Origin of the sequence: Pseudomonas syringae, assembly GCF_001698815.1 — a bacterium.
GTDB lineage: Bacteria > Pseudomonadota > Gammaproteobacteria > Pseudomonadales > Pseudomonadaceae > Aquipseudomonas > Aquipseudomonas syringae_A.
The window spans coordinates 372429-386021 of record NZ_LGSI01000068.1 but is presented as its reverse complement, the minus strand read 5'-3'; the positions used below and the strand labels follow the sequence as shown (position 1 = coordinate 386021).

Here is a 13593-nt window from a genome sequence, read left to right as displayed (position 1 = left end):
CCGCCATGCACAAGAACGGATTTTTCTCGCAGCTCTATCATGTGTGTTTCGTCATCTTCATCGTCGCCCCCTTGCTGGTGGTCATGGCGATGGCATTTACCAGCAAGGGCTATTTGTCGCTGCCCACTGACGGTCTGTCGTTGCGCTGGTTTCGGGCGTTGCTGGACAACCAGGAAATGCTCGACGCATTCACGCTGTCGATCAAGCTAGGCCTGGCCTCGGCGACCATTGCGGCGTTGCTGGCGATTCCTGCGGCATTGGCAATCAGCCGGTACGAATTCCCCGGACGCGGCGCTTTGACCGGCTTTCTGCTGTCGCCGCTGATGATTCCTTCGGTGGTGCTGGGGATCGCGTTCCTGCGCTTTTTCTCGCTGGCGCAGATTGGCGGATCCTTCTGGGCGTTGACCTTGACCCACGTGATCGTGGTCCTGCCGTACGCACTGCGCCTGACCCTGGCTTCGACCATTGGCCTTGAGCGCGACATCGAACAGGCAGCGTTATCGCTGGGCGCCAGTCGCTGGACTGCGTTCTATCGGGTGGTGCTGCCACGTATCCGCACCGGCGTGATCGGCGGCTGGATGCTGGCGTTCATCCAGAGTTTCGACGAGTTGACCATGACCGTATTCGTCGCCACGCCAGGCACCACGACCTTGCCGGTGGCGATGTACAACCAGATTTCCCAGACCATTGACCCACTGATCACCGCCGTTTCCACGGTGCTGATCGTCGGCACCCTGCTGCTGATGCTGGTGCTCGATCGCATGGTGGGTCTGGATCGGGTGTTGATTGGAGAGGGAAAATGAGTCAGGACATCAACAGCGTCACGCAGTCCGACGTGATCGTGATCGGCGGCGGGTTGGTCGGTACGGCGGTGGCTTACGGGCTGGCGCGCAGCGGTGTGGACACGGTCGTGCTTGACCAGGGCGACGACGCGTTTCGCGCATCACGCGGCAATTTCGGCTTGGTCTGGGTGCAAGGCAAAGGCCACGACCTGCCGGATTACTCGCGCTGGACCCGTTCATCGGCGACGCGCTGGCCGGCATTGGCGCAAGCGCTGCTGGCCGACAGCGGAGTCGATGTGCAGCTGCGGCAACCGGGAGGATTTCACATGTGTTTCAGTGACGAAGAATTGCTGGAGCGGCAGTCTCGGTTGCAAACCCTGCAGGATGCGTTGGGCGATTATCCATTTCAGATGCTCGACGCCGCCGAGCTCAAGGCTCGCTTGCCGTTGATTGGTCCTGCGGTGATTGGCGCCAGCTACACGCCTCAGGACGGGCACGTCAATCCGTTGAAATTGCTGCGCGCGCTGCACACCTCGGCTCAGGCCAAAGGCGCGCGGTTGCATGGCGGCGTGCAGGTTGACCGTATTGATTGCGCCCCAGGCGAGTTCCGCGTCACGGCGGGGCAGCGCCGCTTTATCGCACCGCGCATCGTATTGGCCGCAGGCCTCGGCAATCCGGGGTTGGCCAGGCAAGTCGGCCTGCACGCGCCGGTTGCGCCGAATCGCGGTCAGGTGCTGATCAGCGAGCGTGTCCGGCCATTTCTCGATTACCCGACCATCAACGTGCGGCAGACCGACGAAGGCACGGTGCAGCTGGGCGATTCAATGGAGGAGGTCGGTTTCGATGACGGCACCTCCACTGAGGTGCTGGCGGCTATCGCCAGACGTGGCGTCTCGACGTTTCCACTGCTGCGTGACGTACGCCTGATTCGCGCCTGGGGCGCGTTGCGGGTCATGAGCCCGGACGGTTTTCCCATTTATCAGCAATCCCCCGTGCACCCCGGCGCGTTCGTGGTCACTTGCCACAGCGGCGTGACCCTGGCGGCCGCTCACGCGTTACGCATTGCGCCGTGGATCATGGGCGGCGCGCAACCCGACGAGCTGGCGGTGTTTACCGGCGAGCGTTTTCTAACCGATAAGGTGTTTTCCCATGCGCACTGATCCGCTATTTCAACCCGTCATAAGCGAAGTCAGGGCGACGCGCACCGTGAACCTGACGTTCAACGAGCAACCTTTGACCGTGCCCGCAGGCAGCAGTGTCGCGGCGGCGTTGCTGATGTCCGGCATCAATCGTTTCCGTGCGACGCCGGTGAGCGAAGCACCGCGTGCGCCGTATTGCATGATGGGCGTGTGTTTCGAGTGCCTGGTGGATATCGATGGCGTGCCCAACCGCCAAAGTTGTCTGATCGAGGTCACTGAAGGCATGCGCATTCGTTCCCAGGAAGGCGCCCGCGACCTGATTTTCCAGGCGACGAATGTTGACCTCATGGAGGTGCAGTCATGAACCCCGAAACCGTTGACGTGGTGGTAATTGGCGCAGGCGCGGCGGGCATGAGCGGCGCCGTGGCACTGGCCGGTTTGGGGCTTGGCGTGGTGTTGCTGGACGAGCAGGGCAGTCCGGGCGGACAGATTTATCGCGGCATCACCCTGGCACCGTTGTCGCGCCGGGACATGCTTGGCCCGGATTACGCGCACGGCAATCAACTGGCCCAGGCGTTGGCGTCATCGACGGTGCGCTATGAGAAGGGCGCGGCGGTGTGGCAGGTTACCCGGGATCATCAGGTCAGCTACTTGCGCGACGGTCGCTTGCACACGCTGAACGCAAAGGCTGTGTTGCTCGCCACGGGTGCCATGGAACGGCCGTTTCCGATTCCCGGCTGGACCTTGCCCGGGGTAATGAGCGCCGGCGCCGCGCAGATCCTGTTGAAAAGTTCGGGGCTGGCACCGAGTGAGCCTGTGGTGCTGGCGGGCTGCGGGCCGCTGCTGTACCTGCTCGGCTGGCAATACCTGCGCGCCGGTGTGCCGATCAAGGCATTGGTCGATACGACCCGGCCAGAGGATTACTGGCGCGCACGGCGTCATCTGTTTGCTGCGCTGCGCGCCTGGCCGTATTTGCGCAAAGGGCTGGAATTGATGCGCAGCCTGCGCGTTGCGGGCATCGCTCACTACACCGGCGCCGAGCAATTGGCAGTGGAAGGCGAGGAGGCCGCGACGGCGCTGACGTTCACCGCTGCCGGGAAATCCGTACGCATTGCCAGCCGTTGTGTGCTGTTGCATCAAGGCGTGGTGCCCAATATTCAATTCAGCCAATCGCTACGTGCGCGTCATGAATGGGACGCCGCTCAGCTGTGTTTCAGCCCGGCGGTCGACGCTTGGGGCGAACTGGATGTTCCGGGCGTTTATGTCGCCGGGGATGGAGCAGGCATTGGCGGTGCTCAGGCAGCGGCAGTGCAAGGGCAACTGGCGGCGCTTGGGATTGCTGCGCAACTGGCGACAATCAGCACGGCGCAACGTGATCAACAAGCCGAGCCGCTGCGCGCAAAACTCGACAGCAATCTGCGAATTCGTCCCTTTCTCGACACGCTGTATCAACCGAAAGAACAAAATCGCATCCCGGCGGACGACGTGATGGTCTGTCGCTGCGAAGAGGTTACTGCCGGTGATCTGCGCGGCTTCGTTGCCTTGGGCTGCGCCGGGCCGAATCAGGCCAAATCCTTTGGGCGCTGCGGCATGGGGCCTTGTCAGGGCCGGATGTGCGGTCTGACCGTCACCGAAGTCATTGCCAAGGCGCGCGGCGTGTCGGCTGCGGAAGTCGGTTACTACCGGATTCGCCCGCCGATCAAGCCCATCACGCTCGGGGAGTTGGCCGGTGAGTGAGTCGAGCCGACGCCAGGGCGACGTATTGGTCATCGGCGGCGGCATTCATGGGCTGAGCACCGCATTTCATCTGGCCCAGCGCGGCATCAAGGTGACCATTCTGGAAGCTGAATATTGCGGTCGCCACGCTTCCGGGGTAAACGCTGGCGGCGTACGCACTTTAGGCCGGCATACGCCTGAAATCCCTTTGGCGTTGTCATCTCGGGAGCTGTGGCATGAGTTGAAGCATGTGCTGGGCGACGATGGCGGCTTCGTACCCAGTGGTCAGTTGAAACTGGCGGAAAACCCGGCTGAGCTGGAGGAGTGCAGGCAGCGTGTCGAGCACTTGCAGGCTTTGGGTTTCAGCCATGAAGTGCTGATCGACCAACAGCAGGTGTTCGACATCATTCCCACCGTGGCCCGACACGTTGTCGGCGGCATCTGGGTCAAAGACGACGGTTATGCGGTGCCTTACAAAACCGTGACGGCATTTCGGCTGGCGGCAGAAAAACTCGGCGTTCAAGTGCATGAGAACTGTGCCGCGCAGCGTATCGAACAGACTGGAAGCCAGTGGCAAGTCACCACGGCGAAGGCAGTGTTCAGCGCCGAGCATCTGGTGGTCACCGCCGGTGCCTGGGCGGGGGAGTTGGCGGCCCAGGTGGGCGAAGCGGTGCCGGTGCATCCAGAAGGCCTGATGTTGATGGTCACGCACCGGGTCGCGCCGTTCTGCGCGCCGGTATTGGGAGCTACGGGCAGGTCGCTGTCGTTCAAGCAATTCGCCAACGGCACGGTGGTGATCGGCGGCAAGCTGATTGGCGCGCTGGATTTCCCCACGCGTCACGGCGAAGTCGATATGACCCGACTCGGCACCAGCGCGCGCACGGTCACCGATTTGTTTCCGCATCTCAAACACCTGGGTGTCAATCGCGTCTGGGCGGGTGTCGAGGCCTTCACGGCCGATGACTTGCCGGTGATTGGCGCCAGTCGCAAGACCAGCAACCTGAGTTACTCGTTCGGCTTCTGCGGCAGTGGCTTTCAGATGGGCCCTGGCACGGGCAGGCGTCTGGCCCAGGAAATTCTTGGCGAGCATTCCGATATCAATCTCGATGCTTTCGCCATCGACCGTTTTGATAAAGCAGCGGCAATAACGCCGCTGATACCGCTGCAATCCGCTTCAACCATCCCGCAACATTGAGGAGTTCACATGCTGGAAATTACACGCATCGAAACCAATCAACGCATGAGCCGCGTCGTTCAATGCAACGGCTTCACCTTTCTCGGCGGCCAGACCGCCACCGACCGCACCCTGGACATCAAAGGCCAAACGGCGCAGGTGCTGGAGAAGATCGACAACTTCCTCGCCAAGGCAGGACTGGATAAAACCCGTATTCTCAGCGCGCAGGTTTGGCTGTCGGATATTGAAGCCAACTTCGCCGGTATGAACGAAGTCTGGGACGCCTGGGCACCGGAAGGTCACGCTCCCGCTCGGGCAACTGTCGAATCGCGTCTGGCGGCTCCAGATTTGCTGGTGGAAATCACGGTGGTTGCGGCGGGCTGAATCGGAAGCCGTTCGTCTCAAAGCCTCGTTCGGTCACTGTGCCGATTCGAGGCTTTGGTCTGCTCCGTTAACCCGAATTAGGGTCGTTTTCGGCGCTTTCAGCTCATCCAGTTGCCCCCATCAACGTTGTAGGTCTGGGCGACCACGTAGTCGCTGTCGTGCGACGCGAGAAACACCGCCATTCCGGTCAGGTCATCGGCCGTGGCCATGCGTCCGTAAGGTACTTCCTGCCCGACCAGTTTTTTCTTCTCGCCCAACGGGCGATTTTCATACTTGGCGAACAGGGCATCGACGCCATCCCAATGTTCTCCATCGACGACGCCGGGAGCAATCGCATTGACGTTGATCTTGTGCTTGATCAGGTTCAATCCGGCAGATTGCGTCAGGCTGATGACCGCCGCCTTGCTCGCACAATAAACCCCGACCAGTGCCTCACCACGTCGGCCAGCCTGACTCGCCATGTTGATGATCTTGCCGCCATGACCCTGGTTGATCATTTGCTTTGCAGCCGCTTGCAGGGTAAATAAAGTGCCTGCCACATTGATCGAGAACAACCGTTCATAGCTGTCCCGGGTAATTTCAGTAATCGGTGCGAGGTCAAACAACGCGGCGTTGTTGACCAGAATGTCCAACTTGCCGGTTTTGGCAATAACCCCGGCAATGGCTGCGTCGATAGACCCTTGATCAGTTACGTCCATTTCAACTGCGTAAGCCTGATCCCCCAGCTCAGACGCCGTGGTTTTGGCGCGCTCAAGGTCGATGTCAGCGATGGCAACAGTTGCGCCTTCGCGCAGGTAGGCCTCTGCGAAGGCCCTGCCAATACCACGAGCGGAACCTGTGATCAGGGCGCTTTTTCCTTTCAGTCTTTTCATCTGATATTTATCCAGTCTGCAAACAATGAGTCCCGTATGCCGGTCGTTGGACAGGGCGCTTTCACGCGGTGACCTGTAGCCCCGGCAGTAGAACGACACGATTTTATTTTTTTGGATAACCTGCGCGTTTCATCTCTCTGGCGGTGGTCGATTGGGCCGAATTCAGCGCCTGCTCGACCGACATCTGTCCGGTCAACGCCGCCGAGAACAACTTGCCAACCGAAGTGCCGATGGCCTGAAACTCCGGAATGGTCACGTACTGGATGCCCGCGTAGGGCACAGGCTTGGCCGAAGGATTTTTCGGATCGGCGTTCTGCATCATCTGCAGCGTGACCTTGGCGAAGGGCGCGGCTTGCAAATAAGCGTCGTTATAAGTGGAGGTGCGTGTGCCTGGCGGAACGTTGGTCACGCCATCTTTCCGGGCTACCAGTTGGACATAATCTTTCGAGGTCGCCCAGGTCGCGAACGACTTGGCCGCTTCTTTGTGCTTGGAGCTACTCGGGATCGCCAGCGACCAGGCGTACAGCCAGGAAGCGCCTTTGCTGGTGACTTCTACCGGCGCTGGAGCGAAGCCGACGCTGTCGACGACCTTGCTTTGCTCTTTATCAGTGGTGAAGGATCCGGCGACGCTCGCATCGACCCAGATTGCACATTTACCGCTGTTGAACAGCGCGAGGGTTTCGTTGAAGCCGTTGCTGGATACGCCCGGCGGACCGTACTTCTTGAGGGTGTCAACATAGAAGTTCGCTGCGGCGGTCCATTCGGGACTGGTCAGCTCCGGCTGCCATTGCTCGTCGAACCAGCGCGCACCGAAGGTGTTGGCCATCGTACTCAGCAGCGCCATGTTCTCACCCCAACCGGCTTTGCCCCGCAGGCACATGCCGTACTGATCTTTATCGGGATGGTGCAATTTGGCGGCAAACTCACCCAACTGGCTCCAGGTCGGGTGTTCCGGCATGGTCAGTCCAGCTTGCTTGAAGAGATCGGTACGGTAGTAAGTGACCGTGCTTTCGCCATAAAAGGGCAGGGCGTACAACGTGTCATTCACTGAAAGGCCTTGGCGCACTGATGGAAAAATGTCTTCCAGGTCGTAGTCCGCCGGCAAATTCTTCATCGGTTCGAGCCAGTTCTTGGCACCCCATAGCGGTGTCTCGTAAGTGCCGATGGTCAGTACGTCAAACTGTCCACCCTGGGTGGCGATATCGGTGGTGAGACGCTGGCGCAGTACATTTTCTTCGAGCACTACCCAATTGAGTTTTATGTCTGGATGCTGTTCTTCGAAGGTCTTGGACAATCGCTGCATGCGAATCATGTCGCTGTTGTTGACGGTGGCGATGGTGATGGTTTCTGCCGCCTGGCTGGTCACGACGATGGACAAGCCAGTGCACAGAAGAAGCGCTCGGGGCGTGATCTTCATGTTGCTCTCCACTCCACGCCATCGGCGCGGAATTATTATTGTTGTGGTAAACCACGGCTGCCGACGGCTATTGGCTGGCAGTGCAGTGACGTCCGGATTAAAGCAACATGGCGCAATCGTCACAAACACGTGGCGAACGCAATTGCGATACTTTTTTAACCCGTGACTGCATTTGCTCAATGGGTTAAAAAAGTATCGGTAGGCGGTAAAACCCGGAGTAGAGAAGGGCGCAGCGTTGGCGGTATGGTGCTCATTGGTAAAACCGCACAATTATAAAAAGGGGCAGACCATGCCTGGCAACCGCACCGCTCTGTTCGAGCACCAGCCGGCCGAGTTGGAGATTATTCTTCCCCAGCCAGCGCAAAGCTTTCGCTGGTACGAGCACGACTATCCCTATCCGCTCGCCCGCTGGAATCACCACCCCGAATTCGAAATCCACCTTATCCGTCAGGGCAGCGGAAGACTGGTAGCGGGAGACTACATCGGTGCTTTCAGTGCTGGCCACGTTGCCCTGATCGGTCCGGATTTGCCCCATGACTGGATGGGTGACCTGGCGGCAGGTGAATACCTTGAAGGGCGTGATGTTGTTCTCCAGTTTGATGGCACCGCACTGCTGGCGCTGCGCCAGACGATGCCCGAGCTGGGTGACCTGCAAATGCTGTTCGCCCGCGCCCGACGTGGTCTGGAATTCAGCGGCGATACAGCCCTGAAGGCGGCGCATTTGCTGGAAGACATCGGCCCCGCACAGGGTTTACAACGCCTTGTGCTGTTCTTGCAATTGCTCGACACGTTGATGCGCGCACCTATCGAGGAGGCGCGTTGTCTGGCCAGCGCCTGTTACGCGCCGCCCCTCGACGCACATAGCGCCGCGCGCATCCATAAGGCGTTCGACTACCTGCAAAACGAACTGACTGGCGACATCAGACTTTCAGTTATCGCCGATCGGTTAAACATGAGCGAGCCTGGATTCTCACGTTTTTTCAAACGAGTCACCGGCCACGGCTTTATCGATCTGATGGGCAAACTACGCGTCCAGCGCGCATGTCGGCTGTTGCTGCAGACGCAAATGTCAGTAGCCGATATTTGCTTTGAGGTGGGATACAGCAACCTGTCCAACTTCAATCGGCATTTTCGCGTCGAGATGCAGCAAACGCCGAGTGAATACCGCAAAGGCCCGGCGAGGCTTGGCGCCCGCTAACCTCTGGGCAAGAGGTGGTCAAGCGGGCGTATCTGCAAAAACTGCGCGCCTGATTGTTACCAGAATCGCAACAGTGTTTATCGTCCGTAGAGCATGGCAAATTGTCGCAGGAGCGATTTTTTTTGATATCGTTGCAAAACTAACCAGTTAGTTAATAGTTTCCCGCGTCCTGCCAGTGCGTCGTTTCGACGTGGCTTGCCAGCGACGCCGCCCAGACTTCAACAGTCTTCCAGCGATTTTTCAGCCAAACGGGCACTCAGCGGCCCCGCTTCAAGACTATTAACCTTCTCCCTAAACGTTCATGCGTCAACAGGATCATGCAACATGACTAACTCTCAATCTCCGGCGTCTTTCAGCCGTTGGCCCATCTGGGTCGTCGCCTTGGGCGTGCTGGTATTTGGTCTGCTCTTCGCCGCAGGTGGCGGATATCTCGCCAAGCTGGGTGGCAGCTGGTACTTCTTACTCGCCGGTCTCGGTATGACCATTTGCGCAGTGTTGTTGTTTAGGCAGCGCCTGCTGGGTGCCTGGCTGTTTGCGGCCGTGATGGTCCTTACGGTGATCTGGGCGCTGGTGGATGCCGGTCTGAATTTCTGGCCGCTGGTTTCGCGTTTGTTTGCCTTGGGCGTGCTGAGCCTATTGGTTGCGCTGATCTACCCAACTCTACGCAAGGCCAACGGTCTGGCCAGTGGTCGCGGCGGCTACGCGTTGAGCGGTGTGCTGGCGATTGCCATGGTTGCCGGGTTCTGGGGCATGTTCCTCCCGCACAATCCTGTGTCGGCCAATGGCGATGGTCCTGGCCTGACCAAGGTTGATCCTGCCCACGCTCAGAGGAATTGGGCGCATTACGGCAATGACGAGGGTGGCGGCCGCTTCGCTGCACTGGACCAGATCAATCGCGACAACGTCTCGAAACTGGTGCCAGCCTGGACCTATCAGACCGGAGATATCGCAGTCAGTGATGGTAACGGCGCCGAAGATCAAATGACGCCGTTGCAGGTCGGTGACAAGGTGTTTATCTGCACTCCGCACAACAATCTCATCGCGCTGGATGCTGATACTGGCAAGCAATTGTGGAAAAACCAGATCAACGCCAAATCTGCGGTCTGGCAGCGCTGCCGGGGCATCGCGTATTTCGACGCCACGGCTGCAGTCGCCCAGCCCACCGATGGCAGTGTGCCCGCCAAGGCTGTCGCAGTACCGACGGGCGCTAACTGCCAGCGCCGCCTGCTGACCAACACCATTGATGCTCGTTTGATCGCTGTCGACGCCGACACCGGTGCGTTCTGCCAAGGCTTTGGCACCAACGGTCAGGTCGATTTGAAGGCCGGTCTGGGCAATGTCCCTGATTCCTACTACCAGCTTTCATCGCCACCGTTGATGGCCGGGACCACTGTAGTGGTCGGTGGCCGAGTCGCCGACAACGTTCAGACTGACATGCCTGGTGGTGTGATCCGTGGGTTCGACGTGGTCAGCGGCGAAATGCGCTGGGCTTTTGATCCGGGCAATCCTGCCGACAAGCTGGCTCCGGCTGCCGACCGCACTTACGTGCGCAGCACACCAAATAGTTGGGCGCCGATGTCTTACGACCCGGCGATGAACACCATCTTCCTGCCGATGGGCAGTTCCTCCACCGACATTTATGGTGTGGAACGGACCGAGCTGGACCATAAGTACGGCGCTTCGGTGCTGGCGCTGAACGCTACTACCGGCGAAGAGAAGTGGGTCTATCAGACTGTTCACAATGACCTGTGGGACTTCGATCTGCCCATGCAGCCAAGTCTGATCGACTTCACCAAGGCAGATGGCAGCGAGGTTCCTGCCGTCGTGATCGGCACCAAGGCCGGGCAGATCTTCGTGCTGGATCGCGCCACCGGCAAACCGCTGACCAACGTTGAAGACATCCCGGTCAAAGCCTCCAATATCCCGAACGAGCCATACTCGCTGACTCAACCATTGTCAGTCGGCATGCCGCAAATCGGCGCGCAACACCTGACCGAAGCGGACATGTGGGGCGCTACGCCGTTCGACCAACTGCTGTGCCGTATCTCATTCAAGAAAATGCGCTACGACGGGCTGTACACGGCGCCAGGCACCGATGTTTCCCTGAGCTTTCCGGGATCGCTGGGCGGAATGAACTGGGGCAGCATCTCAACTGATCCAGTCCACGGTTTCATCTTCGTCAACGACATGCGTCTGGGCTTGTGGAATCAGATGGTGCCGCAGCAAAAGGATGCCTTGGCTTCTACCGGTGGCGAAGCACTGAACACCGGCATGGGCGCAGTGCCGCTCAAAGGCACGCCGTATGCCGTGAACAAGAACCGCTTCCTCTCGGTGGCCGGTATCCCATGTCAGGCGCCGCCTTTCGGCACCTTGACCGCCATCGATATGAAGACCCAGAAAGTCGCCTGGCAAGTGCCGGTCGGTACGGTCCAGGACACTGGCCCAATGGGGATCAAAATGCACCTGCCATTGCCAATCGGCATGCCGACCCTCGGCGGCACGCTCTCAACCCAGGGCGGTCTGGTATTTATCGCCGGTACTCAGGACTACTACCTGCGCGCCTTCAACTCCGCCAACGGAGAAGAAGCCTGGAAAGCCCGCCTGCCAGTCGGCAGCCAAGGTGGACCGATGACGTTTGTCTCGCCTAAAACCGGCAAGCAATACGTTGTAATCACCGCTGGCGGGGCACGCCAGTCGCAGGATCGCGGCGATTACGTCATCGCTTACGCCTTGCCCGAAGGCAAGTAACCTGAAACCCGCAGTCGGCACAGCAGGTCGATTGCGGGTTGTCCCTGACCAACTTCATCGCTTTAAGGCTGACTTGCATTTTTTTCATGGCATTCCTTGACATGCCAGCCGAACAAGTACAGAATTGCGTCCATTCCTGATTCGGGAATACGAAAAACCCTATAGATTTCAAAGGGTTGGAAGCCAGTAGCTTGTTATGGTTTCCGGACAAGTTTATATGCATTGAATGCTTGTTAAGCACTTGATGTTTGAGGCCGAGTAGCAAAATGGTTATGCCGCGGATTGCAAATCCGCTTACGCCGGTTCGATTCCGACCTCGGCCTCCACTATTAAAAGCCCCGAAGACTCACGTCTTCGGGGTTTTTTTTGGGCTTTGGAAAGGGGGAAATTCCGAAATAAAGTACGGTCTGGAAATTTTGGACTGAACCGCCCGGCACATTGCGAACGGAATTTTTCAAGAGCTGATTTCTTCACGCCGCTTTTCGATTCCGACCTCTGCCTCCACGATCGAAAGCCCCCAAGAGGGGGGCTGCGACGCTACAAGACGCGAACAACCCTACTGAAAACGCCGATGGAGGTCCGGGAAGATATCCTGCGCAAACCATGCCGGCAGGCCTGGCGATACTGTCCGGGATTTGGGCGTAGGGCTTATCACCAGTCCCGCTTTGATCAAGCGTGTAAGTTCGTCGATGGCCGGCCGCGGCGTTAAACCGGTGAATGTCTTCAAATCGTTGCGTGGCATTGCTCCTGCCATGATGAGTGCATGAATGGCCGGGGCGCTTTCCGGTCGGATTTTCATGCTCAGCAGCTTTTCATTGGTCTTGAATGACCGCACGATTCGTTCTCGCATTAGCGAAGGATTCAATGCTGAGGTCATGTAATCGACCTGATCGTGACAAACGTCCAGCATGAACTCTATGAACGCGAAATAGTGCTTGCGCGACATCTGTCCTCGCCCGTCCAGATCGCCTTCGCGCTGGCGATCCGCCAACTCAAGCATGCGGTAGTATTCCTCATGCCGCCGCGCCAAGCCCCTGGCCAGAGACCAAAGGCGTGGCTCCAGTCCCAGGTAGACCAATTGCAGATGAGTGATCATTCGTGCCACTCGACCGTTTCCGTCGGCAAATGGATGTACCCAGGCAAGACGGTGGTGATAGGCAAGAGCACCGATAAGCTGTCGCCGCGGGTCCTTGATACGGCCGAACCCGGTCTGCAGATGTAGCAGCATGCTCTCAACAGCCGCTGCGTCCGGCGCATCATGACCGCCAACCGAAACGTTCTGACCGGTCTTTGACCGCAACAAGCCGGCCTCCATGACTAGTCCGTTTTGTAGCGTCCTGCTGCTCTCGCTGGTGCCGGTGAAAAGCCGGTAGTGGACCAGGGACAACAGTTGCGGATCGTACATCTGGGCCCAGTTTTCCGGCACATTGCGCCGCAATGCGCGTTCAAGAACTGACTGCACTTCCATGTGTTTGACGGCCAGATCATTCAGCAGCTTGCGCTCGCGGCGCGGCGCAGATTGAGCCTTCTGCATATCCGCAGGTTCTGTGTACTGCCCTTCAATAAGATTTGAATAATAAGTGTTCGTTACCCTCAGCAGGCGCGCCAATCGGACGCCTGTTTCCGGGGCCAGGCGACCAGCGAGGAACTGGGTTTTCCTCGGGAGCGCATCGGCCAACGAGACGATGGAGGGTGGCAGGTCTTCGGGCAGGATTGGGTCGAGCCAAGTCTTCGATGTGATCAATGACATCCCTGAGCGCCTTACTGTCTGTGGATAGTCGAGCAATATTTTCTTCACATATTATTTCACATATCGGCGTGACTATAACCCCTTATTTATAAGGCTGTGAGTGCTTTTTATGGTGATATGTCCAGCTTTAATGTTCACATAATATTTCACATTTTAACGTGAGGGTTTTGACGGTGGTGACCACGATCCATCACTGCGCTACAGGCCATCATCGCAGCTGTGTGCTTGCGAGGGCTTTATCACCTGAACGATTTTTTTAAGCTGATCTTTCCGCAACAGTCAGATTCCACTTGGAGAAGGAGGCAGATGAACCCAGCGCGTCTTCGATCAAAGTTGGCGGCTAAAGACTACAAGCCCAACTCGTGGGTCAATCGTATGACTGGGACAACTAAACCCCGCCCACAGACTCATAG

General features: G+C 58.4%; 11 protein-coding genes and 1 tRNA gene. 9 read left to right on the top strand and 3 right to left on the bottom strand.

The annotated features are described in order from the left end of the window. Positions 1–5 precede the first annotated feature (5 nt). Genes AFK24_RS25280 through AFK24_RS25255 form a run of 6 tightly spaced genes read left to right on the top strand, consistent with a single transcriptional unit; the run spans position 6 to position 5195 of the window. Positions 6–803, top strand: a complete 798-nt coding sequence (locus AFK24_RS25280; protein ID WP_065835824.1) for an ABC transporter permease — start codon at positions 6–8, stop codon at positions 801–803. Next, positions 800–1942 (top strand): NAD(P)/FAD-dependent oxidoreductase, encoded by a 1143-nt coding sequence (locus AFK24_RS25275; protein ID WP_065835823.1) that lies wholly within the window; start codon positions 800–802, stop codon positions 1940–1942. Before AFK24_RS25280 ends, AFK24_RS25275 begins: the two co-directional genes overlap by 4 nt. Next, entirely contained in the window at positions 1932–2285 is a 354-nt protein-coding gene (locus AFK24_RS25270; RefSeq protein ID WP_065835822.1) for a (2Fe-2S)-binding protein, read from the top strand. Before AFK24_RS25275 ends, AFK24_RS25270 begins: the two co-directional genes overlap by 11 nt. Next, the gene (locus AFK24_RS25265; RefSeq protein WP_065835821.1) at positions 2282–3658 is read left to right on the top strand and encodes an NAD(P)/FAD-dependent oxidoreductase; all 1377 of its coding nucleotides are present in this window, start codon (positions 2282–2284) and stop codon (positions 3656–3658) included. Before AFK24_RS25270 ends, AFK24_RS25265 begins: the two co-directional genes overlap by 4 nt. Then, positions 3651–4832, top strand: coding sequence for an NAD(P)/FAD-dependent oxidoreductase (locus AFK24_RS25260; RefSeq protein WP_065835820.1), 1182 nt, complete (start codon positions 3651–3653; stop codon positions 4830–4832). Before AFK24_RS25265 ends, AFK24_RS25260 begins: the two co-directional genes overlap by 8 nt. Positions 4833–4844: 12 nt before the next feature. Continuing rightward, entirely contained in the window at positions 4845–5195 is a 351-nt protein-coding gene (locus tag AFK24_RS25255; RefSeq protein ID WP_375232974.1) for a RidA family protein, read from the top strand. A 98-nt stretch (positions 5196–5293) separates the two neighbouring features. Here AFK24_RS25255 and AFK24_RS25250 read toward each other — a convergent pair whose 3' ends face one another. Then, the gene (locus tag AFK24_RS25250) at positions 5294–6067 is read right to left on the bottom strand and encodes an L-iditol 2-dehydrogenase (RefSeq protein ID WP_065835818.1); all 774 of its coding nucleotides are present in this window, start codon (positions 6065–6067) and stop codon (positions 5294–5296) included. A gap of 103 nt (positions 6068–6170) precedes the next feature. Next, entirely contained in the window at positions 6171–7484 is a 1314-nt protein-coding gene (locus AFK24_RS25245; protein ID WP_065835817.1) for an ABC transporter substrate-binding protein, read from the bottom strand. 289 nt (positions 7485–7773) lie between these two features. On the opposite strand from AFK24_RS25245, the gene AFK24_RS25240 reads away from it, so the two are divergent. From AFK24_RS25240 to AFK24_RS25230, 3 genes are all read left to right on the top strand, one after another. Beyond that, positions 7774–8682: a helix-turn-helix domain-containing protein gene (locus tag AFK24_RS25240; protein WP_065835816.1), complete on the top strand. Its 909-nt coding sequence runs from the start codon at positions 7774–7776 to the stop codon at positions 8680–8682. Between the two features lie 324 nt (positions 8683–9006). Beyond that, positions 9007–11430 (top strand): glucose/quinate/shikimate family membrane-bound PQQ-dependent dehydrogenase, encoded by a 2424-nt coding sequence (locus AFK24_RS25235; RefSeq protein WP_065835815.1) that lies wholly within the window; start codon positions 9007–9009, stop codon positions 11428–11430. Positions 11431–11682: 252 nt separating this feature from the next. Then, positions 11683–11756: transfer RNA gene (locus tag AFK24_RS25230), tRNA-Cys, on the top strand. A gap of 230 nt (positions 11757–11986) precedes the next feature. On the opposite strand, the gene AFK24_RS25225 is transcribed toward AFK24_RS25230, so the two are convergent. Beyond that, positions 11987–13180 (bottom strand): Fic family protein, encoded by a 1194-nt coding sequence (locus AFK24_RS25225; RefSeq protein ID WP_080482299.1) that lies wholly within the window; start codon positions 13178–13180, stop codon positions 11987–11989. Positions 13181–13593 lie beyond the last annotated feature (413 nt).

Coding starts and splice junctions, on each gene's coding strand:
- AFK24_RS25245 (WP_065835817.1), bottom strand. CDS start 7,484: ATGAAGATCACGCCCCGAGCGCTTCTTCTGTGCACTGGCTTGTCCATC.
- AFK24_RS25275 (WP_065835823.1), top strand. CDS start 800: ATGAGTCAGGACATCAACAGCGTCACGCAGTCCGACGTGATCGTGATC.
- AFK24_RS25235 (WP_065835815.1), top strand. CDS start 9,007: ATGACTAACTCTCAATCTCCGGCGTCTTTCAGCCGTTGGCCCATCTGG.
- AFK24_RS25270 (WP_065835822.1), top strand. CDS start 1,932: ATGCGCACTGATCCGCTATTTCAACCCGTCATAAGCGAAGTCAGGGCG.
- AFK24_RS25250 (WP_065835818.1), bottom strand. CDS start 6,067: ATGAAAAGACTGAAAGGAAAAAGCGCCCTGATCACAGGTTCCGCTCGT.
- AFK24_RS25240 (WP_065835816.1), top strand. CDS start 7,774: ATGCCTGGCAACCGCACCGCTCTGTTCGAGCACCAGCCGGCCGAGTTG.
- AFK24_RS25265 (WP_065835821.1), top strand. CDS start 2,282: ATGAACCCCGAAACCGTTGACGTGGTGGTAATTGGCGCAGGCGCGGCG.
- AFK24_RS25280 (WP_065835824.1), top strand. CDS start 6: ATGCACAAGAACGGATTTTTCTCGCAGCTCTATCATGTGTGTTTCGTC.
- AFK24_RS25225 (WP_080482299.1), bottom strand. CDS start 13,180: ATGTCATTGATCACATCGAAGACTTGGCTCGACCCAATCCTGCCCGAA.